Annotated in this window: 23 protein-coding genes; 17 read left to right on the forward strand and 6 right to left on the reverse strand. The window is 31.4% G+C overall.

What is annotated here, in order from left to right; genetic code table 11:
* Positions 1-23 precede the first annotated feature (23 nt).
* From bla-B1-FLAV to nadC, 4 genes are all read right to left on the reverse strand, one after another.
* Positions 24-770, reverse strand: coding sequence for a subclass B1 metallo-beta-lactamase (bla-B1-FLAV, locus tag LL966_RS07340; protein WP_229351776.1), 747 nt, complete (start codon positions 768-770; stop codon positions 24-26).
* 13 nt (positions 771-783) lie between these two features.
* The gene (locus tag LL966_RS07345; RefSeq protein WP_229351778.1) at positions 784-1,212 is read right to left on the reverse strand and encodes a DUF2147 domain-containing protein; all 429 of its coding nucleotides are present in this window, start codon (positions 1,210-1,212) and stop codon (positions 784-786) included.
* Position 1,213: 1 nt separating this feature from the next.
* Positions 1,214-2,137, reverse strand: coding sequence for a YihY/virulence factor BrkB family protein (locus tag LL966_RS07350; protein ID WP_229351782.1), 924 nt, complete (start codon positions 2,135-2,137; stop codon positions 1,214-1,216).
* A gap of 71 nt (positions 2,138-2,208) precedes the next feature.
* Positions 2,209-3,066, reverse strand: coding sequence for a carboxylating nicotinate-nucleotide diphosphorylase (gene nadC / locus LL966_RS07355; protein WP_229351784.1), 858 nt, complete (start codon positions 3,064-3,066; stop codon positions 2,209-2,211).
* 304 nt (positions 3,067-3,370) lie between these two features.
* On the opposite strand from nadC, the gene LL966_RS07360 reads away from it, so the two are divergent.
* The 7 genes from LL966_RS07360 to rlmH all read left to right on the forward strand — a co-directional run bounded on the left by LL966_RS07360 (position 3,371) and on the right by rlmH (position 9,358).
* Positions 3,371-4,471: a DNA alkylation repair protein gene (locus LL966_RS07360; RefSeq protein WP_229351786.1), complete on the forward strand. Its 1,101-nt coding sequence runs from the start codon at positions 3,371-3,373 to the stop codon at positions 4,469-4,471.
* Positions 4,472-5,048: 577 nt separating this feature from the next.
* Positions 5,049-5,930, forward strand: a complete 882-nt coding sequence (locus LL966_RS07365; protein ID WP_229351788.1) for a pirin family protein — start codon at positions 5,049-5,051, stop codon at positions 5,928-5,930.
* Between the two features lie 3 nt (positions 5,931-5,933).
* On the forward strand, positions 5,934-6,329 hold the full coding sequence (locus LL966_RS07370) for an OsmC family protein (RefSeq protein ID WP_229351790.1): 396 nt from the start codon (positions 5,934-5,936) through the stop codon (positions 6,327-6,329).
* A 5-nt stretch (positions 6,330-6,334) separates the two neighbouring features.
* On the forward strand, positions 6,335-6,619 hold the full coding sequence (locus LL966_RS07375; RefSeq protein WP_229351792.1) for a GNAT family N-acetyltransferase: 285 nt from the start codon (positions 6,335-6,337) through the stop codon (positions 6,617-6,619).
* A 191-nt stretch (positions 6,620-6,810) separates the two neighbouring features.
* Positions 6,811-8,226, forward strand: coding sequence for an amidohydrolase family protein (locus LL966_RS07380; RefSeq protein ID WP_229351794.1), 1,416 nt, complete (start codon positions 6,811-6,813; stop codon positions 8,224-8,226).
* Between the two features lie 137 nt (positions 8,227-8,363).
* On the forward strand, positions 8,364-8,666 hold the full coding sequence (locus LL966_RS07385; RefSeq protein ID WP_229351796.1) for an antibiotic biosynthesis monooxygenase family protein: 303 nt from the start codon (positions 8,364-8,366) through the stop codon (positions 8,664-8,666).
* A gap of 218 nt (positions 8,667-8,884) precedes the next feature.
* Positions 8,885-9,358 (forward strand): 23S rRNA (pseudouridine(1915)-N(3))-methyltransferase RlmH, encoded by a 474-nt coding sequence (gene rlmH / locus LL966_RS07390; RefSeq protein WP_229351798.1) that lies wholly within the window; start codon positions 8,885-8,887, stop codon positions 9,356-9,358.
* A 35-nt stretch (positions 9,359-9,393) separates the two neighbouring features.
* Here the strand turns inward: rlmH and LL966_RS07395 are convergent, their stop codons facing one another.
* Together LL966_RS07395 and folP are read right to left on the reverse strand one after the other, a co-directional pair.
* Positions 9,394-10,026 carry a hypothetical protein gene (locus LL966_RS07395; protein ID WP_229351805.1) on the reverse strand — a complete coding sequence of 211 codons (633 nt, stop codon included), beginning with the start codon at positions 10,024-10,026 and terminating at the stop codon, positions 9,394-9,396.
* 138 nt (positions 10,027-10,164) lie between these two features.
* The gene (gene folP, locus LL966_RS07400; RefSeq protein ID WP_229351807.1) at positions 10,165-10,989 is read right to left on the reverse strand and encodes a dihydropteroate synthase; all 825 of its coding nucleotides are present in this window, start codon (positions 10,987-10,989) and stop codon (positions 10,165-10,167) included.
* Between the two features lie 202 nt (positions 10,990-11,191).
* Here folP and LL966_RS07405 point away from each other — a divergent pair, with 202 nt between their 5' ends.
* From LL966_RS07405 to LL966_RS07450, 10 genes are all read left to right on the forward strand, one after another.
* Positions 11,192-11,731: a DUF1599 domain-containing protein gene (locus tag LL966_RS07405; protein ID WP_229351809.1), complete on the forward strand. Its 540-nt coding sequence runs from the start codon at positions 11,192-11,194 to the stop codon at positions 11,729-11,731.
* Between the two features lie 99 nt (positions 11,732-11,830).
* Positions 11,831-12,931 (forward strand): BT_3928 family protein, encoded by a 1,101-nt coding sequence (locus LL966_RS07410; RefSeq protein ID WP_229351811.1) that lies wholly within the window; start codon positions 11,831-11,833, stop codon positions 12,929-12,931.
* Between the two features lie 142 nt (positions 12,932-13,073).
* Positions 13,074-13,730: an alpha/beta hydrolase gene (locus tag LL966_RS07415; RefSeq protein ID WP_229351813.1), complete on the forward strand. Its 657-nt coding sequence runs from the start codon at positions 13,074-13,076 to the stop codon at positions 13,728-13,730.
* A gap of 327 nt (positions 13,731-14,057) precedes the next feature.
* Positions 14,058-14,555, forward strand: a complete 498-nt coding sequence (locus tag LL966_RS07420) for a TlpA family protein disulfide reductase (protein WP_229351819.1) — start codon at positions 14,058-14,060, stop codon at positions 14,553-14,555.
* An 89-nt stretch (positions 14,556-14,644) separates the two neighbouring features.
* Positions 14,645-15,397 carry a triose-phosphate isomerase gene (tpiA, locus tag LL966_RS07425; protein ID WP_229351827.1) on the forward strand — a complete coding sequence of 251 codons (753 nt, stop codon included), beginning with the start codon at positions 14,645-14,647 and terminating at the stop codon, positions 15,395-15,397.
* A gap of 224 nt (positions 15,398-15,621) precedes the next feature.
* On the forward strand, positions 15,622-16,455 hold the full coding sequence (prmA, locus tag LL966_RS07430) for a 50S ribosomal protein L11 methyltransferase (protein WP_229351831.1): 834 nt from the start codon (positions 15,622-15,624) through the stop codon (positions 16,453-16,455).
* 34 nt (positions 16,456-16,489) lie between these two features.
* Complete coding sequence (locus LL966_RS07435; protein WP_229351833.1) at positions 16,490-16,765, forward strand: ATP-dependent Clp protease adaptor ClpS; 276 nt, start codon at positions 16,490-16,492, stop codon at positions 16,763-16,765.
* Between the two features lie 64 nt (positions 16,766-16,829).
* On the forward strand, positions 16,830-18,101 hold the full coding sequence (locus tag LL966_RS07440) for a sterol desaturase family protein (RefSeq protein ID WP_229351835.1): 1,272 nt from the start codon (positions 16,830-16,832) through the stop codon (positions 18,099-18,101).
* Positions 18,102-18,109: 8 nt separating this feature from the next.
* Complete coding sequence (locus LL966_RS07445; RefSeq protein ID WP_229351839.1) at positions 18,110-18,790, forward strand: lysoplasmalogenase; 681 nt, start codon at positions 18,110-18,112, stop codon at positions 18,788-18,790.
* Positions 18,791-18,816: 26 nt separating this feature from the next.
* Complete coding sequence (locus tag LL966_RS07450; protein ID WP_229351842.1) at positions 18,817-19,269, forward strand: 2-dehydro-3-deoxyphosphooctonate aldolase; 453 nt, start codon at positions 18,817-18,819, stop codon at positions 19,267-19,269.
* The last annotated feature ends 284 nt before the right edge of the window (positions 19,270-19,553 follow it).

The following is a 19,553-nucleotide window of genomic DNA, read 5'->3' on the forward strand; positions in this document are numbered from 1 at the left end:
TACTATATAATAGGATTGCAAAATTACTTTTTTCCTGTAGCTTTTTGTGCCAAATAGGCATTAACCATTTTCAAAGTATGATTTAAAGACTCCAAATTATTCCAATCTTCGTGACCAGGAATAATATATTTTGGATTTTTAAATTTCGTTTTGACTCTGCCAATAGATTGTTTCCATTCTTTGACATCAGAATCAGCTAAATAACCTAAATCTTTAGCATCGGTACTTTTTACAAAACAAGCGCCGTAAAGTACTTTTTCTTTGTTAAACCAAACCACAACATTGTCAGACGCATGACCTTTTCCCGGATAATACACCTCAAAAGTATGCTGTCCAACCGTAAAAATTTTATCATTTGGAATGATTATTTCTGCTCTAGGTTTATTTTCTTTTTTAAGAATATCGTCTGTTAGTTTAATCGAATACGTTTTGATTCCCTTTTTTCTATAAAAGTCAAACCCTCCCGCACGATCGTCATGAGAATGTGTAGCAAAAAGCATAATTACTTCTTTGTGATGTTTTGCTTTTATACTATCTAACAGAGGCTGAAATTGAGTTTTATCCCAAGGAGCATCAAACAACACAACACCTTTATCTGTTACTAGATACAGGGCATTGGCAGAAATCTTGGTTCCGTTGTAATCGCTAAATGTTCTATAAACATAAAAGTCACCCGTAAGATGACTTATTTGTAATGGCGAATTCTTAGATTGTCCAAAAATATTTGAAACTACAACTAAGAATAAAATTATCGAAGTTAATTTTCGCATCTATTATCTTGAATTAATTTTTCACTCTCGTCCAGTATTGTGTTCTTCCCATCAAAGAAACTCCTACATAACCGCGAAGTTTTAATTTATCTGCAGATTCTAATGTAATATAGCATTTGTATTTTTTCCCACTTGTCGGATCTAAAATTGTCCCTCCATTATATTCAGATCCATCCTTTTTAAGACCATTCATAATTACCATTCCTAAAATTGGTTTGTTTTTTTCAGCTCCTTCACATTTAACACAAACATCTTTTTTATGACTATCACGAAGAATATCTACTACTTTACCATATACTTTTCCTGATTTTTCATAAATCTCTACTATAGATTTTGCTTCTCCTGTTTCATCGTCAATCGTTTTCCATTTTCCAATTACACTTTGACTTTGCATGGTCAGGGCAAAGAAGAACACTCCGATAGTTAGCATCAAATTTTTCATATTATTTTTGTTTTTTTTGTTTTAATTTTCTGATTGAAGCGTTCAATTCGAACCCTAAAAGCAGAATCATACAGTTTATCCAAATGTAAAACATTAGAATTAATAATGTTCCAATAGAACCGTAAAGTTCGTTATATTTTGAGAATTTTATAACCCAAATCCCAAAAAAGAATGAAGATATAACAATTAACATGGTTGTAAAAACAGATCCAATGCTAATAAATGGCACTTTATTGTACTGCTTTGTACCATAACGTAATAATATTGAAGATGTTATCAAAATCATCAAGATTACAAACAAATATCTTCCTAAAATAATTAACGGAATTCGATCGCTTAGAACATCTTGAATAATTGTTTTTTGAATAAAAACCTCAAAAACAACAATTGTAGCCACTGTAACGAATAAAATAATCGTCATTACGAGCGAAATTGCCAATGCAACCAAATATTGGCTAAAAAAACCTCTTTTATCAAAGACATGTTTAGAAGATTCAAAACCGCTCAAGATTCCATTAATTCCGTTTGCCATTAAGAAAATAGAAAGTAAAAATCCAGATGATAACAATCCTGAGTGACTATTATTTAAAATATCGCTGATAATTTTATTAATAGCATCGTAAGTATTTGGAGGAACGCTCTGCTGTACAAACTGCAGAAAATCTTCCTGAAAATTCTCGATTGGAATAAACGGAATTAAGTTTAGAATAAATAAAGCAAAAGGAAATAATGCCATGAAAAAACTAAAAGAAACAGCACTTGCATGATAAGAAAATGCCCCTTCAAGAATCCCCAAAGTATACATTTCAAGCAAATCATACAGCGAAAATCCCTCTAGCCAAGGCAATGTAATTTTCTTCAAAAGTCGGGCTAAAGAACGTACCACTGGTATTTTCTCAATCCGAGCTTCTATCTCTTGCGACATATTTTTTGATTTTAGATTGTTGAGTTCAGATTTTAGATTTCAAAACTCATAACTCAAAACTTATAGCTTCACTAAAAAGCTTTTAAACTCAAATCCATATTGTAAACCGAATGTGTTAAAGCACCTGACGAAATATAATTTACTCCACATAATGCATATTCGCGAACTGTTTTTTCGCTGATATTCCCAGACGATTCAGTCTGACATTTTGTACCGATCAATTTTACTGCCGTTTTTGTATCTTCATAATTAAAGTTATCAATTAAAATTCTATGAACGCCATCACTCAATAAAATTTCTCTAATTTCATCTAGATTACGAGCTTCAACAATAATCTTCAAATCTAAATTATTGGCTTTTAAATATTCTTTGGTTTTCTTAATTGCAAGTGTAATTCCGCCAGCAAAATCAATATGATTGTCTTTTAGCATTATCATATCATACAAAGCAAAACGATGATTTTCTCCACCTCCAATTTTTACGGCCCATTTTTCAGCTACTCTAAAATTTGGAGTTGTTTTGCGCGTATCCAAGATTTTAGCATTTGTCCCTTCTAAAAGTTGCATTAAATGACTTGTTTTTGTAGCAATAGCCGACATTCTTTGCATCGTATTCAAAACTACTCTTTCGGCTTTTAAAATAGATTGCGAACTTCCAGAAACTTCAAAAACAACTTCTCCGTATTCTACGTGCGTTCCGTCTTCAATAAATGTTTTTACTTTTAATTTCGGATCTACATATTCAAATATCATCTTAGCAAGTTCAACGCCAGCAATAATTCCCTGATCTTTTACCAGTAATTTTGCCTGACCGTGAGCAGTGTCTGGAATACACGCAAGTGAACTGTAGTCGCCTGTGCCAACATCTTCTCTAATAGCATTGCTTATCAATAGTTGTAATTCTGATTGAAACTGAACTTTACTTATCATTTTTTTATTTTTAATAATACGCTAAATTAGAACTTATTTTATGGATTTGAAAGTTTCCTTTCTGCTAAAAGTTATTTCAAACATTAAAATTTTATTTTTAAATCATTGAGATATAAACAGAAATTAAACTTTCTTTTCTTTAAAATTACTTAATTTTCTAATTAAACCATAAACATAAGTTTTTCACTTTCAACCTTAAAAACAACAATCCTAAATATCGTTCATAATCTTAATAAACTTAATATCTTAATGGTAAAAAAACTAAAAACATTAAATATCTTTGAAGTTCAATCAAGCAAAATTTATGGGATTAATTAAAGATATTTACTCGTTTTCTTTTTACGAAAAATTTAGTCAGGCTGTCGCCGAAGTACATCCGGCATTCAGCAAACAAAAATTTATTGAGGCAATTTACGAAGGTGATTTTACTCAAAAAGAATGGAAAGAAAGAATGAAACATACTACGGTTGTATTTCATCAATTTATGCCACAGAATTTTCCAGAAGCCGTTTCTTTAATTGACAAAATAATCGAAAATTTAAAGAGAAATAATTTTGCAGACAGCAATCTGGCTTTCATATTTTTTGCTGATTATATTGAAATCTATGGATTAGATGATTTTAAAACTTCGGCGAAAGCCTTTGTTTCTATAACTCAATTTATAAGCTGTGAATTTGCCGTTCGTTCTTTTATTTTAAAATATAAAGAACAAATGATTAACGAGTTGATTAAATGGTCTTTACACGAAAATCATCATGTTAGACGTTTGGCAAGTGAAGGTTCACGACCTAGATTACCTTGGGCAATGGCGATTCCGTTTCTTAAAAAAGATCCTTCTTCCATTCTTCCAATTTTAGAGAATTTAAAAAATGATCCTTCAGAATATGTTCGCCGAAGCGTTGCCAATAACTTAAATGATATTGCAAAAGATAATCCGCAAATTGTGCTAGAAATAGCCAACAAATGGAAAGGACACAGCAAAGAAACCGACGGAATTATTAAACACGGCTGTCGAACATTATTAAAACAAGGTCATCCTGAAATTCTAAGTCATTATGGTTTAGAAAGCACTAATATTGAACTTTCGTCTTTTGAAATTAAAACGCCTATTGTAAAAATTGGTGACTATCTTCAGTTTCATTTTCACTTAAATAATAAAAATGAAGTTCCGAAAACGATTCGTTTAGAATATGCCGTTCATTATAAAAAAGCAAAAGGGCATTTGGCGAAAAAAGTCTTCAAAATCAGTGAGAAAATTTACCAGCCGAATCAATTAACCAAAATTGAAAGAAACCAGTCTTTTAAATTGATTACGACGAGAGTTTTTCATACGGGAGCGCATCAATTATCAATTATTATCAATGGGACTGAAAGTGAAGTTTTAGAATTTGAGTTGGTTAAATAACTTATATAAAAAAAAATATTCATGTGGTATACGAGAAAATTAATATTTAAGCTGAGTCTTTTATTTTGCTTACTTCTTTCCTTTTTTATTTTCAGTTTTCAAACTAAAAATGAAGAGATATTAATCGTTTCCTATTCTGCGATAGACTGTCCTTGTGCTCAATGGAAAATCGAGAATAAAAACAATACATCAAACATTTATCTTGAGAGAGTAAATAGCAAATTATTAGATGCTGATAATATTTGGGATGGAAAAACCTTACCTCTAAAATTATAAATAAAAGGATATTTTAAAAAAGAACCAGGAATTCCTAAAGACTTTACAACAAAAGGAAATCCAAAACCTGCAAAAATATTTTTATATACAGAAATCAAAGTAATCAAATAAATATTTTTTTTTCAAATCCCTGATTACAAAATACATAAATATTCATTTTACGAATCTTATCTTTTTAAATCAAAGCATAATCAACGATTTTCCTTACTTTTATAAATCTAAAAACAAGTTTCTTAATCTAAATTAAGTTACAAACAAGCGCAGTTACTCTAATTTTGTTTTCAAATCAAATAAAAATACCATGTCAAATATCAGTTTAATTATCGAAGAACGTGCCGCCAATATTGGCAATTTTATGGTAGGACGATTATTGCCTTTCCGTGAAAAAAGAGCTGTTGGACCATTTGTATTTATCGATCATATGGGACCTGCACATCTAAGTGATCATGAAAATATGGATGTTCCTCCACATCCGCATATCGGACTTTCTACTCTGACATTTTTGTTTGAAGGAAGTATTATGCACCGCGATAGTTTAGGAACAGAATTAGAAATAAAACCAGGCGCAGTAAACTGGATGACAGCCGGAAAAGGAATCGTTCATTCTGAAAGAACGCCAGAGTATTTAAGACAGTCAGATAAAATGCTTCACGGACTGCAGATTTGGGTGGCGCTTCCAAAAGAATTGGAACAAATGGATCCGAATTTTACACATGTTGAAGCAGATGATATTCCGGCTTGGGAAGAAGATAGCGTTTCATACAAATTAATTGCAGGAGAAGCATTTGGCAAAAAATCGCCAGTTCCTGTTTATAGTCCGCTATATTTTATTGAAATTAAAAGCAAAGAAGCGAAAAAAATCAATATTGGAAGCCATCTATTCGGCGAAAGCGGTTTGTATATTTTAGAAGGAAGTATCAAAAATGGCGAACATGTTTATGATCCGAGACAAATTTTAATTACAACTGAAGCTTCTCTCTGCGAATTTGAAATTGCAGAAAATTCTACCGTTTATATTTTTGGCGGACAACCATTTCCTGAAGAACATTTTATCTTTTGGAATTTTGTTTCTTCGGATAAAGAATTAATAGAAAAAGCTAAGAAAGACTGGACAGAACAAACTTTCCCAAAAGTTCCAGGCGAAACAGAATTTGTTCCATTACCAGAACCAAGAATCAAATAACTTATGGATACCGTAAAAGCAACAATCGACACACGAAAATATCGCACAGAAATAACATCTAAAATGGGCAATATTCTTATCTCAGATGAGCCACAGGAAATAGGTGGAAAAAATTTAGGATTTAGTCCGTTTGAACTTCTGGCTTCTTCTCTCGCTTCCTGCACCTTAATTACGTTGCGAATGTATATAGACAGAAAAGCCTGGGATGTTTCGGAACTTTCAATCTGGGTAGATTTTGAAAAAAATGAAGAACATACCGTTACTTTATTTTCAACTAAAATCTTAATTACAGGAAATGTAGATGATGCTCAAAAACAGCGAATTTTGAAAATTGCCAACAGTTGTCCTGTTCATAAAACACTTATCAATACAATTAAAATAGAAACTTCTTTAGTATAAATAATATGGAAATTCAACAAATAAACGACACTAAAAAAGGCTACTTTGAAGCCGTAGAAGATGGCAAAGAAGCTGGAAAAATGACCTACACTTGGACAGGAGACAGCAAATTTATTATTGATCACACAGAAGTAAGTCCAGATTTTAACGGAAAAGGTGTTGGTAAAAAACTGGTTTTAGCCGCTGTAGAATATGCAAGAGCCAACAATGTAAAAATTATTCCACTTTGTCCTTTTGCAAAAAGTGTTTTTGATAAGGTTGAGGAAATTCGTGATGTGCTTTTTTCTTGAGTTACAAAGCTACAAAGTGACAAAGCTGCAAAGGTTTTAATATAGAGACGCACAACTGTGCGTCTTTTTTTATTTAATCATTTCTTTAGAAACTTTGCCACTTTGAACCTTTGTTACTTTGTCCCTTCAAAAACAAAATTTTTAAATCTCTCCGAAAAGTCGTATATTTGCGCGTAATTTAATCTTAGAGTATGACAAGGATAATTACGCTTTTCTGTATTTTTATAGCACAAATCGGCTTTTCTCAATCGGCTGAAAGTTATTTAGAAAAAATCAGAAATAATGAAGCTCTCTTAACAGCTTTTTTTCAACAAATGCCAAAAGGAGGCGATTTGCACCACCATTTTTCAGGATCCGTTTATGCAGAACCGCTTTTAGAAAGAGCTATTGCAGAAGATTTTTATTTGAATTTAGAAACTATGGCGGTTTCAAAAACCAAACCTGCAAATGGAAACTGGCAGACTTTTTCTTCTATAAAAAATGATGGAAAACTTGATTATTACCAACAGCAAATTATGCAAACTTGGTCAGTTAAAGATTATAACGGCTCTGTACCTTCAGACGATCAGTTTTTTGATTCTTTTATGAAATTTGAACCTACAATTAAAGGTCATTTTGCAGAAGGAATGCTCGAATTAAAAAAACGTGCCATTGCAGAAAATGTTTCTTATATCGAAACACAATTATCAACGATTCCGTGTGATATGAATGTTTCTGATTTAAGTGATTTTAATACCAAATTGCGTCAGGCTGCAACTCAAAAAGATGAAAAAGCTGTTTTGAAACTTTTAGATGAATTGTATAAATCACTTCAGAAAAAAGACGCTAAAAAATATGCTGACGATTTCAATAACAACTTTTTAGCAAAACTTCATAAAGATTTAAAAATCGACGATGAACGTTTTACAATGCGTTATCAAAACTTTGTATTGCGTTTTATGGAACCTGTTGATTTATTCAAAAATCTGACGATAGCATTTATATCTTCTAACGAAAGTAAACTGACAGCTGGCGTTAATATCGTTTCTCCAGAACATGGAGAAAATTCTATGAAAGATTACTGGCTCCATATGGTGATGTTTAAATACTGTCACTCTAAATTTCCAAATGTAAAATATACGCTTCATGCCGGCGAATTGACTTTAGGTTTGGTTCAGCCAGAAGAATTAACTTGGCATATTAATGACGCGATTTACATTGCTGGAGCTAACCGAATTGGTCACGGAGTTGACATTGCTTACGAATCTAATTCATACGATTTGTTGAAATATATGGCTAAAAATAATATTCCGATTGAGATTAATTTAGTGAGTAACGAATTCATTTTGAAAGTAAAAGAAAACAGGCATCCGTTTACGCTTTACAAAGAATTTAATGTGCCAATTGTAATCAGTACAGACGATGCAGGAATTTTAAGAAGCAATATGACAGAACAATATGTTTTGTTAGCCAAAAGATATCCGGATGTTAATTATGAAACGATTAAAAAATACGTTTACAACAGCATCAATTACAGTTTTATTCAAGATGAATCGGTTAAAAAACAATTGATTAAAGATTTGGACAATCGTTTTAAAACTTTTGAGGCGAAATTTTCTAAAAACTAACTCAAATAATCTGCACAAAAATTTCACGCAGATTTTGCAGATTTAAGCAGATTAAATTTAGATAATTATTTTTAAAAAAAATCTGTCATAATCGGCTTAAATCTGTTTAAAATCTGCGTGCAAAAAAAAATACAATTATGATTATAGAAGCCGCATTTCTTTTTGTAAAAGCTGAATTAGTAAATCAGTTTGAAGTTGATTTTGCAAAAGCAAGTCAATACATTTCGTCAATTGATGGTTATTTAGGACATCGTTTAGAAAAATGTCTTGAAGTCGAAAACAAATATCTTTTATTAGTCGATTGGAATACGCTTGAAGATCATACAATAGGTTTCAGAACTTCTAGCGCCTATTTAGAATGGAAGAAAATTTTACATCATTATTACGAACCGTTTCCTATTGTAGAGCATTTCGAAACGGTCTTTGCAAATAAAAAATAATGTTTTTATTTGCCACAGATTAAAAGTATTAAAAAGGATTTTCTATTTGCTGTTTTTGTCAGGCTGAGCGAAGTCGAAGCCTACGTCCAATTGGAACGCCCTTCGACTTCGCTCAGGGTGACAATCTAAAGAAATCATTCTAATCCTTTTAATCTGTGGCTAAAAAATAAAAATTAAATTCGCGCTAATTCGTGCAATTAGTGGCAAAAGAAAAAAACATGAATATAAAGCTCATCGCCATTGGCAAAACAGATAATAAATCGCTTCAAACTTTGATTGACGATTATACAAAGCGTTTGTCATTTTACATCAAATTTGATTTGGAGATTATTCCCGATATAAAAAACGTAAAAAACTTATCTGAAAGCCAACAGAAAGAAAAAGAAGGCGAATTGATTCTGTCCAAACTTTCGCCAACTGATCAGTTGATTTTATTGGATGAAAACGGAAAAAACTTCTCCAGCGTTGGTTTTTCAGAAGAATTACAAAAGAAAATGAACTCAGGAGTTAAAACTTTAGTTTTTGTAATTGGTGGTCCTTATGGATTTTCTGAAACTGTTTATAAAAAAGCACAAGGGAAAATTTCGCTATCGCTTATGACATTCTCTCATCAAATGGTTCGCTTATTTTTTATCGAACAATTGTACCGCGGGTTTACGATTTTACGAAACGAACCTTATCATCACCAGTAAAATTAGTATTCAGTCGCAGTTTTAAGCATTCAGTTTTAAAAAATGAATTCTACAGGAAGTGTATCGAGATTGTGAGTCACATCTTTTTGAAGCAGAATTTTATATTGAATATATTCTTCATAACTCATTTCCTTATCGAATAAAAAGACCAAGTTTGGCACTTTTTCAAACTTTATGCTATAAAAATATTTTAATATTTCTGCTATTTTTATTTCCTTATTGCCTATAAAAACTTGTTTTTTTCCTTTTTTTAAGTAAACTACAAAACTTCCCTGTACAGGTCTTTCCATTTTATAAAACACTTTCGTGAAAGGTAAAAAGGCTAATTTTTTTCCGATAGAATCTGCGTACGAATAATAATTTTCGGCATTTTCGTTTTTGTGTGCGCTGTCAGCTCGCTTTTTTTCCTGCAATTTCATTACTTCAGGAATGACCAATTTTAAAGGCAGACGTTTGTCAATATTCAAAATCCAATTGGTGGAAATAATACTACTTTTTCGGTTCACATCAGCAATCGTGACTTTTCCTTCGATTTTAAAAAAGATATAAATTGGCGAAAGATCTTGTACCTCTTTTACAATTGTGATGTTTGATTTTGGAAGTAAAACGTCTTCTTTTTTTCCGCAGGAGAAAAGAATGAGAACAAGAATTAGAGTAAAATATTTCATTTTTTATTTTTTTAACGTTAAATATGTCATTTCGACCGAAGGGAGAAATCACACTAGTAATTCGTCTTGCATTATCGCCAATCTTTGTCGAGTTTCGAGTGTGATTTCTCCCTTAGGTCGAAATGACAAATCAGGCGATTACAAACTCATTTTATTAAACAAAGCAACACATTCAACTGCCTCCTTCACATCATGAACACGAAGAATTTTTGCGCCTTTTGTCAAAGCAATTGTATTTAGAAAAGTTGTTCCGTTTAAAGCTTCTTGCGGAGTAATGTCTAAGGTTTTATAAATCATAGATTTTCTTGAAATTCCAACTAAAACAGGCAATTCTAACAAATTAAAAAGCTCCATTTTTTGCATCACTTCGTAATTCTGATCGATTGTTTTGGCGAAACCGAAACCTGGATCTACAATCAAATCGTTGATTCCTAAAGCTCTTGCTTGTTTTATTTTTTCAGAAAAATAAAACAGCATTTCTTTTACAATATCGTCATATTCTGTAAGGCTTTGCATTGTTTGCGGATTTCCGCGCATGTGCATCATAATATACGGAACATTGTATTTTGCAATAACATCAAACATTTTATCGTCCAATTCTCCTGCTGCAATATCGTTTATAATCGCAGCGCCACTTTCTATGCTTGCTTTTGCAACTTCAGATCTAAACGTGTCAATTGACAATAATGCTTTAGGAAAATGCTTTAAAATCAGTTCTATAGCAGGAACAATACGATCGATTTCTTCTTGTTCTGTAACAAATTCAGCACTTGGTTTGCTTGAATATGCACCAATATCAATAAATGTCGCGCCTTCAGAAAGCATTTTTTCTACTTGCGAAATAATTTCATCTTCGTTTTTATATTTTCCTCCGTCAAAGAAAGAATTTGGCGTAACATTCAGAATCCCCATTACTTTAGGAATCGATAAATCTATAAGTTCGCCTTTGCAGTTAATCAACATTTTGTTTCAAGTTTTATTTGTTTCAAGTTTCAAGTTGATTTAGATTGCGATAGCTCTAAAACTTGAAACCTTTTTACAGTTTCAAGTTATCATCATTAACACTTTGTTTAGAAAAAACTTGAAACAAAGAAAACCTGAAACTTGAAACTCTTTAATTTAATCCTTATTTTTGAAGAAATTTTAGCAAATATACAGCATATAAATGAAGAATACTTCCCAAGAGTTTGATAATGTTATCGCGGTTTGCCGTACGTTGTTTATCAATAAAATGACCGATTACGGCAGTGCATGGAGAATCTTAAGATTGCCATCGTTAACCGATCAAATTTTCATAAAAGCACAACGAATCAGAAGTTTACAGGAAAACGATGTCCGTAAAGTGGATGAAGATGAAAAAGGCGAATTTATCGGAATCATCAATTATTCGATTATGGCTTTGATTCAGTTGGAATTAGGCGTTGTAGATCAGCCTGATCTTGACGTTGAAAAAGCAACTGAATTATACGATGCTAAAGTAAAGTTGACCAAAGACTTAATGGAAGCTAAAAATCATGATTACGGAGAAGCGTGGCGAGACATGCGTGTAAGTTCTTTAACTGATTTGATTTTACAGAAACTCCTTCGCGTTAAGCAAATTGAAGACAACAAAGGAAAAACAATTGTTTCTGAAGGAATCGATGCGAATTATCAGGATATGATTAATTATTCTGTTTTTGCTTTAATTCTTGAACCAATTAAATAAATAAAATTTCATCCCGATAGCTATCGGGACTCAAATTCCAACTTAAAAATTGGATTTTGGGATTTAAAAATTTGGAATTGAACCCCTAAATATTTCCCCATGAAAAACATTATTACTCAATTTTCCCGATTATTTGTCGGTGTGCTCTTCATAATTTCTGGATTAATAAAACTCAATGATCCTGTTGGATTCTCTTATAAATTAGCTGAATATTTTAGCGAACCTGTTTTTAATATGCCATTTTTAGAGCCTTTAGCTTTAGGTCTAGCAATCTTTCTGGTTATTTTAGAAGTAGTTTTAGGTGTAATGCTTTTGGTGGGGTATAAATCAAAACTAACGATTTGGGCTTTATTACTTCTAATCGTTTTCTTTACATTCCTTACCTTCTACTCTGCTTATTTTGATGTGGTAAAAGATTGCGGATGTTTTGGAGATGCTTTACATTTAACACCTTGGCAATCATTCACAAAAGATATTGTTTTACTTTTCTTTATCTTGATTTTATTCATCAATAAAAAACTAGTAAAACCATTATTTTCAAAATTAGTTACTAATATCATTACTTTAATCAGCATTGTTTTATGTGTTTTTATGGCTGTTTGGGTTTTAAACCACAATCCAATTAAAGATTTCCGTCCTTATAAAGTGGGAACAAATATTGAGAAAGGAATGGAAATTCCAGAAGGCGCTCCAAAATCGGTTGTTGAAATGATCTTTATCTACAAGGTAAATGGCGTTGAAAAAGAATTTACAGAGAAAGATTTAATGAATATTCCAGAAGGCGCAACATTTGTAGACAGAAAAGACAAAGTGATTTCTGAAGGTTATGTACCGCCGATTCATGATTTCACTATGACAAAAGATGATTCTGATTACAAAGAAGAATTATTAAAAGAACCAAAATTGCTCATTTTTGTAACTTATGATTTGAATTTATCAAATCCAGAAGGAATGAAAAAATTAGCAAAAGTTACCGCAGATGCAAAAGCAAAAGGTTACAAAGTAATCGGAATGACGGCTTCTGGAGCTGCTGAGATTGCAAAAGCTAAAAAAGAATACGCCTTAGACCTTGATTTCTATTTCTGCGATGGAACGGCTTTAAAAACGGTTGAAAGAGCAAACCCAAGTATTGTTGTGGTACATGATGGAACTATTGTTCAGAAAGTACATTACAATGATGTTGACGATTTGAAATTGTAGAATTTTCAAGTTAAAATATCAAAGCACCAATTTTCTAATAAATTGGTGCTTTTTTTACTCCAACATAAAGTAAGAAAAATAGTAATTCACCTATTTTGTTTTCTATATTTGCTACAACTATTCCAAAAAACAAAACCAATCTATGAAACCATTTCCAAAGTTTTTATTTACTTTTTTAATCACAATTCTTTTTAATTTTAGCAGTTTTAGCCAATCATCCAACAAAGACCAGCGTTATATCTTTTTTCTGCATAATGCTTTTGTGGAAGAAAACCCTTTAAACGTTGAGCATCCTGAATACGGAAGAGCAGAATATAATGAGATTTTAGATTCTTACCGAAACGATAATTTTATTGTTTTTAGCGAAATTAGAAGTAAAAATACTAACGGTGCTAAATATGCAAAAAAAATAGAAAAACAGATAAAAGCGCTATTAAGAAAAGATGTTCCGCCAAATCATATTACGGTAGTTGGAACTTCTAGAGGTGGTTATATTGCGCAGTACGTTTCGAGTTATTTAAAAAATCCAGATGTGAATTTTGTTTTTATAGGATGCTTCAGAGACTCTGATATTGAAGAGATTCCGGATATTAATTTCTGTGGAAACATTTTAACGATTTACGAAAAATCAGACATTTATGGCGTTTCGGCAATTAAGAGAAAAGAAACTTCAAAACTAAAAATCAATCATTTTAAAGAAATCGAATTAAATACCAATTTAAAACATGGCTTTTTATACAAAGCATCAGACAATTGGATTGCGCCAAGTAAAAAATGGGCAAATGGAAATTACGAATAAAAGTAGCATTCAAAAACATCAAGAAGTCTTCAATAATTTAATTTTTATTGAAGGCTTTTTTATTGAAATCTGACGTTTTTTTGACTAAAATAATCATCCAAAAATGAAATTTTATTCCTTTTTTTTCTTTCAAAAAAATATGATTAGAAAAAAGTATGATTTTTACCCTCTACTATTACGATTTCATTCTGTTTTTTCTAACCCAAAAGTGCAGTTTTGTTACAAAATAAACGACTCTTCAAATTTTGTTAATCTCCATTTGGCTTTCAATTTGTTTGTTTAACTTTGTGAATTCAGTACTTAATTTTAAAATAATTTATTTTACATATGAAACAAATTGCTCTAGTTGTAATTGCATTTATTACTTTTTCTTGTTCTCAAGCTCAAAAAACAGCTTTTTCTAAAGAAGCATTGGCTGAAAAATTATTAGGAACAGACGATAGTCAGACTACCTTTAAAAACATCTTAAAAAAATACAAAGGAAAAACTTTAGTTATCGAAGTTTGGGCTTCTTGGTGTGGAGACTGCGTAAAAGCAATGCCAAAATTAAAAGAATTACAAGCCAACAATCCTGATGTTTCTTACTTATTTATTTCTGCTGATAAAACGGCTGAAAAATGGAAAGCGGGAATCGAAAAACACGAATTAAATAAAGGCGATCATTACATGATGAATGACGGAATGAAAGGCCTTTTTGGAAAAGCGATTGACTTAGACTGGATTCCACGTTACATCATTGTAGATAAAAAAGGAAACATTGCTCTTTACCGTGCTATCGAAACCGATTTTGCTAAAATCGATGAAACTTTAAAAGGATTGAAATAAATATCAATTTCAATGTCAAAATTCAATTTTAATTTTGACTTGATTTACTTCAAAAACAAAAAACAAAAAAATAATATAAAACTACCAAAATGAGAAAATCGATTGTTGCAGGAAACTGGAAAATGCATAAAAATGCCGCTCAAACTGAAGAATTATTAAATGAATTAGTCGCTAAAATTCCAGCAAAAACAAACGCACAAGTAATTGTGGCTCCAACTTTTGTAAACTTACAAGCTGCTGCTACAAAATTAAAAAACACAACTATCGGAGTTTCTGCTCAAAATGTTCACCAAGCTGAAGGTGGTGCTTTTACAGGAGAAATTTCTGCAGATATGTTAACTAGCATCGGTGTTGATACCGTAATTTTAGGTCACTCTGAGCGTAGAGCTATTTTCCACGAAAGTGATGCTTTAATCGCAAGTAAAGTTGACACTGCTTTGAAACATGACATGACAGTTATTTTCTGTTTTGGAGAAGAACTAAAAGATCGTCAATCTGATAATCATTTCAATATTGTTGAAAACCAATTGCGTGACGGAGTATTCCATATTGCTAAAGAGTCTTGGTCTAAAGTTGTTTTAGCTTACGAACCAGTTTGGGCTATTGGAACTGGAGAAACTGCTTCGCCAGAACAAGCGCAAGAAATGCACGAATTTATTAGAGAAACTATCCGTAAAGCTTTTGGAGCTGAAATCGCTGACGAAGTTTCTATTTTATACGGTGGTTCTGTAAAACCAGAAAATGCTAAAGAAATTTTCGGTAAACCAGATGTTGACGGAGGTTTAATTGGAGGTGCTGCTTTAAAAGCAGATGATTTCTTAGCAATTGTAACTGCTATCTAATTTTAGATTTTAGATTTTAGATTTTAGATTTTAGATTTTAGATTTTAGATTTTAGATTTTAGATTTTAGATTTTAGATTTTAGATTTTAGATTTTAGATTTTAGATTTTAGATTTTAGATTTTACAAAAACCATTCGCGGTGCGAATGGTTTTTTTGTATTGGAATTTGGAGTTTTTGAATTGAAGTTTATAATTTAAAAATTACCTTTGCAAAAAATTTATTTATGTCAAACATCTATTTAGGATATCATTTTACAATTGAACCAAAAGAATTGGGTTCGGAAATTTTAGTGGCAGAATTGGGCGAAAAAGCGTTTGAAAGTTTTACAGAAACAGAAAACGGAATTTCCGCTTTTGTAAAGAAGGATTTATGGGATGAGAATATTCTGGATGATATTTATATTTTACAATCTGAAGAATTTAAAATTGAATATACAATTGAGGAAATTGATCAAGTTAACTGGAACGAAGAATGGGAAAAAAACTTCGAACCAATTGATGTTGATGGAAAATGTCATGTTCGCGCTCCTTTTCACCCGAAAACAGATGCTGAATTTGATATTTTGATCGAACCAAAAATGAGCTTCGGAACAGGTCATCATGAAACAACTCATATGATGATCCAACATTTACTGGAAATGGATGTTACAGGTTTGAAAACACTTGATATGGGTTGCGGAACTGCGATTTTAGCTATTTTGGCCGAAATGAAAGGCGCAGAACCTATTGATGCTATTGATATCGACAATTGGTGTTATTTGAACTCAATTGAAAATGCGGAGCGCAATAACTGCAAACATATTAGCGTTTACGAAGGCGATGCTGCTTTATTGGCTGGAAAAAAATACGATTTGATTATTGCCAATATCAATAGAAATATTTTGTTGAATGATATGCAAGCATATGTTGATGCATTAAACCCAAAAGGAATTATTCTTTTTAGTGGTTTTTACGAAGAAGACATTCCTTTCATAGATGCTTCTTGTGTTGAAAAAGGATTAACGTATGTTAAAAAGATACAAAGAAATAACTGGGTATCATTAAAATACGTAAATTAGATAGAGTAATTACAAAGTACAAAAACTAAATAAGATGAGTACTAAAGAAAAAGTTAGAGAAAAAGTCCGTGAGAAAGAAGCGGCTGTTTTTAATAATGAAATTATAATGTATAACGATGATGTAAATACATTTGACCACGTTATTGATACTTTAATGCGCGTTTGCGAGCACACAGCAGAACAAGCAGAACAATGTTCCTTAATTGTACATTACAACGGAAAATGCACTGTAAAAACAGGTCCGATCGAAAAATTAAAACCGCAATGTACGCAACTTTTGGAAGCTGGTCTAAGCGCCGAAATTGTTTAATTCTAAATAATTCAAAAGGCATTCTATTTTATTCTATATTTGAATGAAATAGAATGTTTTTTTTATGGAGGAATATGGAAAAATATTAATTATTGCAATGCCTATTTTTTTGACTTTAATAATCATTGAAAAAATATATGGCATTTACAAAAAGAATGATACTGCTCCTCTTATTGACAGTGTATCAAGCATAAGCTCTGGGATTACAAATTCTGTAAAAGATGTTCTTGGACTTAGTATTACATTTCTTTCTTATGAATGGCTTGTGTCTAAAATAGCCTTACAGCATTTAGAATCGAATGTTCTCTCCTATTTTATCGCCTTTTTTGTTATTGATTTTTACGGATATTGGAGCCATCGATTGGCGCATCAAATTAACTTTCTTTGGAACAAACACGCCATTCATCATAGTAGTGAAGAATTTAATCTCGCTTGTGCGCTTCGCCAGCCCATTGCCAGTTTAGTCAATTTATTTACTTTTTTGCTAATTCCCGCAGCATTGCTAGGAGTACCGACTTCTGTGATTGCTATAACGCTTCCTCTTCACTTATTTTTACAATTTTGGTATCATACCAAACACATTAAAAAAATGGGCTTTTTAGAGCAAATTTTGGTAACTCCTTCGCATCATCGGGTGCATCATGCGATTAATCCAGAATATTTAGACAAAAATCATTCACAAATTTTTATTTTTTGGGATAAGCTTTTTGGAACTTTTCAGGAAGAATTAGATGATGTTCCGCCTGTATTTGGAATTACGAGACCTGCCAATACTTGGAATCCGATAAAAATAAACTTTCAGCATTTAAGTTTATTAATTTCAGATGCATGGCGCGCTCCTAAATGGAAAGATAAGCTAACCATTTGGTTCAAACCAACTGGCTGGCGTCCAGAAAATTTTGAAGAAAAATATCCTGTAAATAAAATTGAAAATGTTTTTGATTTTGAAAAATATGGAACTCAAAATTCACAAAGATTAACATACTGGTCGCTTGCGCAAGTTCTAATCACTCTATTGTTTGTAAGCTATTTATTTGATAATATCGCTAAAATTGGATTTCCACACCTATTTATTTACGGCTTTTTTATTTTTCTTACTATATACAGTTATTCTGAATTAATGGATAAAAGTAAATTTGCTGTATTTTGGGAAACACTTCGATTAGGATTTGTAATCTCTATTATTAGCTATTATGGTGATTGGTTCGGATTAAATCGTGTAATTCCAATTAGTAATTATATTATTTTTGCTTATCTGATTTTATCAATTATGGCAACCGTTTATTTTGTAAACTTTGAATTTAAAATCAACCAAAACCAATATATAAATTCATAACCCCTATTATGAGAAATTCTTACTTTTTCAAGATTTATATTGTGTTCAGTATAATCTATCTCATTATCCTTTTGTCAGGTTTAGAGCATTTCGATTTGTTTTTAAAACCCATTTTAATACCTATCATGGGGTTTGGTGCTTATTTTTATAGAAAATTCCCAACACAAAATACTTTACTTGCCGGACTTACTTTTTCGTGGATCGGAGATGTTATTTTGCTTTTTACAGATCTCGGTGAAATTTATTTCATATTTGGGCTAGTCTCTTTTTTAATAGCTCATATTATTTATTGCATTTTATTTAATAAGCAAAATAAAATCAGAAAAAAACAGAACAAAACGATTTTCATTATTGGAAGTATCTTAATCGCTTTATATCTAATTGGAATGGTTTCTATTTTAATGCCGCATTTAGGAAATCTAGAAATTCCGGTTAGTGTGTATGCCTCTATAATCTCAATTATGTTATTATTTGCTTTTAATGGACTTTTAGTTTGGGAAAAACCAGGAAATTTTTTGATATTTCTTGGTGCCCTTTTCTTTGTTATTTCAGATAGCATTTTAGCTGTAAATAAATTTTACGCACCAATTCCGAAAAGCTCTTTTTTTATTATGCTGACTTATCTTCTGGCACAATATCTGATTGTAGTTGGTGTTTTAAGACTAAATCCAAAGAAAATAAAGGAATAATTAATTGCCTGTAATAACCAAACCTTATGAAAAAAATTGCCTTTTTTATTGTTTTACTAATTTCAGCGACTTCTTGTATAAGCACAAAATCAACTTTAAAAAATGTAGATGATAATGCTCCTGATTTAATTCTGAAAAAAGACAATACTTTTGTCATTACTCAATTTGCGAAGGATAAAAAATACGGTTACGATCCTGATTATCCTGTAAATTTATTTTTCCAAAACACCAATAGCGAAACTTTAAACGAGTCCCGTTTTCTTAATGCTTTAGCCGGACCAAGCGGTGAAAAAATAACGTATACAAAATTAGAAACCTGCTGCCCGTTTCCGACAAAAAGAAGTAATATGGGAGCTGGATTCTTAAATGTTTATGAGCTGAAATGGGATGGACAGAAAAAACCAATTAAGCTTTATTTGAACATTTATGAAAAAGGAATTTTAATGGTTCCGATGGGATTGAGATTGAAGCAGAATTAAATATTTGAAGAAAATCTTTATGATTAAAACAAAATATGTTTTTTTAGTTTTCTTCGTTTTAGCGTTAATCGTATTTCCGTATTATATCATTTATTTATCATCCGATTTCGTTTCATCCATTGTTCCGGGTTGGAATACTACGATTGTATCAGGTCAAATTATATCAAACTTAATTAAGTTTGTTGCTCTTCTTATAACAACAATTTGTTACTGGAAACTTTCTAAAATTAATAACCAAATAATTTTAAAAAGCTTTTTAATTCATTTTACACTTACAATTCCTG

This window comes from Flavobacterium chungbukense, assembly GCF_020805785.1.
Classification (GTDB): domain Bacteria; phylum Bacteroidota; class Bacteroidia; order Flavobacteriales; family Flavobacteriaceae; genus Flavobacterium; species Flavobacterium chungbukense.

Excerpts from the sequence above, each read along its gene's own strand:
- bla-B1-FLAV (WP_229351776.1), bottom strand. The coding sequence starts at position 770 with ATGCGAAAATTAACTTCGATAATTTTATTCTTAGTTGTAGTTTCAAAT.
- LL966_RS07345 (WP_229351778.1), bottom strand. The coding sequence starts at position 1,212 with ATGAAAAATTTGATGCTAACTATCGGAGTGTTCTTCTTTGCCCTGACC.
- LL966_RS07350 (WP_229351782.1), bottom strand. The coding sequence starts at position 2,137 with ATGTCGCAAGAGATAGAAGCTCGGATTGAGAAAATACCAGTGGTACGT.
- nadC (WP_229351784.1), bottom strand. The coding sequence starts at position 3,066 with ATGATAAGTAAAGTTCAGTTTCAATCAGAATTACAACTATTGATAAGC.
- LL966_RS07360 (WP_229351786.1), top strand. The coding sequence starts at position 3,371 with ATGGGATTAATTAAAGATATTTACTCGTTTTCTTTTTACGAAAAATTT.
- LL966_RS07365 (WP_229351788.1), top strand. The coding sequence starts at position 5,049 with ATGTCAAATATCAGTTTAATTATCGAAGAACGTGCCGCCAATATTGGC.
- LL966_RS07370 (WP_229351790.1), top strand. The coding sequence starts at position 5,934 with ATGGATACCGTAAAAGCAACAATCGACACACGAAAATATCGCACAGAA.
- LL966_RS07375 (WP_229351792.1), top strand. The coding sequence starts at position 6,335 with ATGGAAATTCAACAAATAAACGACACTAAAAAAGGCTACTTTGAAGCC.
- LL966_RS07380 (WP_229351794.1), top strand. The coding sequence starts at position 6,811 with ATGACAAGGATAATTACGCTTTTCTGTATTTTTATAGCACAAATCGGC.
- LL966_RS07385 (WP_229351796.1), top strand. The coding sequence starts at position 8,364 with ATGATTATAGAAGCCGCATTTCTTTTTGTAAAAGCTGAATTAGTAAAT.
- rlmH (WP_229351798.1), top strand. The coding sequence starts at position 8,885 with ATGAATATAAAGCTCATCGCCATTGGCAAAACAGATAATAAATCGCTT.
- LL966_RS07395 (WP_229351805.1), bottom strand. The coding sequence starts at position 10,026 with ATGAAATATTTTACTCTAATTCTTGTTCTCATTCTTTTCTCCTGCGGA.
- folP (WP_229351807.1), bottom strand. The coding sequence starts at position 10,989 with ATGTTGATTAACTGCAAAGGCGAACTTATAGATTTATCGATTCCTAAA.
- LL966_RS07405 (WP_229351809.1), top strand. The coding sequence starts at position 11,192 with ATGAAGAATACTTCCCAAGAGTTTGATAATGTTATCGCGGTTTGCCGT.
- LL966_RS07410 (WP_229351811.1), top strand. The coding sequence starts at position 11,831 with ATGAAAAACATTATTACTCAATTTTCCCGATTATTTGTCGGTGTGCTC.
- LL966_RS07415 (WP_229351813.1), top strand. The coding sequence starts at position 13,074 with ATGAAACCATTTCCAAAGTTTTTATTTACTTTTTTAATCACAATTCTT.
- LL966_RS07420 (WP_229351819.1), top strand. The coding sequence starts at position 14,058 with ATGAAACAAATTGCTCTAGTTGTAATTGCATTTATTACTTTTTCTTGT.
- tpiA (WP_229351827.1), top strand. The coding sequence starts at position 14,645 with ATGAGAAAATCGATTGTTGCAGGAAACTGGAAAATGCATAAAAATGCC.
- prmA (WP_229351831.1), top strand. The coding sequence starts at position 15,622 with ATGTCAAACATCTATTTAGGATATCATTTTACAATTGAACCAAAAGAA.
- LL966_RS07435 (WP_229351833.1), top strand. The coding sequence starts at position 16,490 with ATGAGTACTAAAGAAAAAGTTAGAGAAAAAGTCCGTGAGAAAGAAGCG.
- LL966_RS07440 (WP_229351835.1), top strand. The coding sequence starts at position 16,830 with ATGGAGGAATATGGAAAAATATTAATTATTGCAATGCCTATTTTTTTG.
- LL966_RS07445 (WP_229351839.1), top strand. The coding sequence starts at position 18,110 with ATGAGAAATTCTTACTTTTTCAAGATTTATATTGTGTTCAGTATAATC.
- LL966_RS07450 (WP_229351842.1), top strand. The coding sequence starts at position 18,817 with ATGAAAAAAATTGCCTTTTTTATTGTTTTACTAATTTCAGCGACTTCT.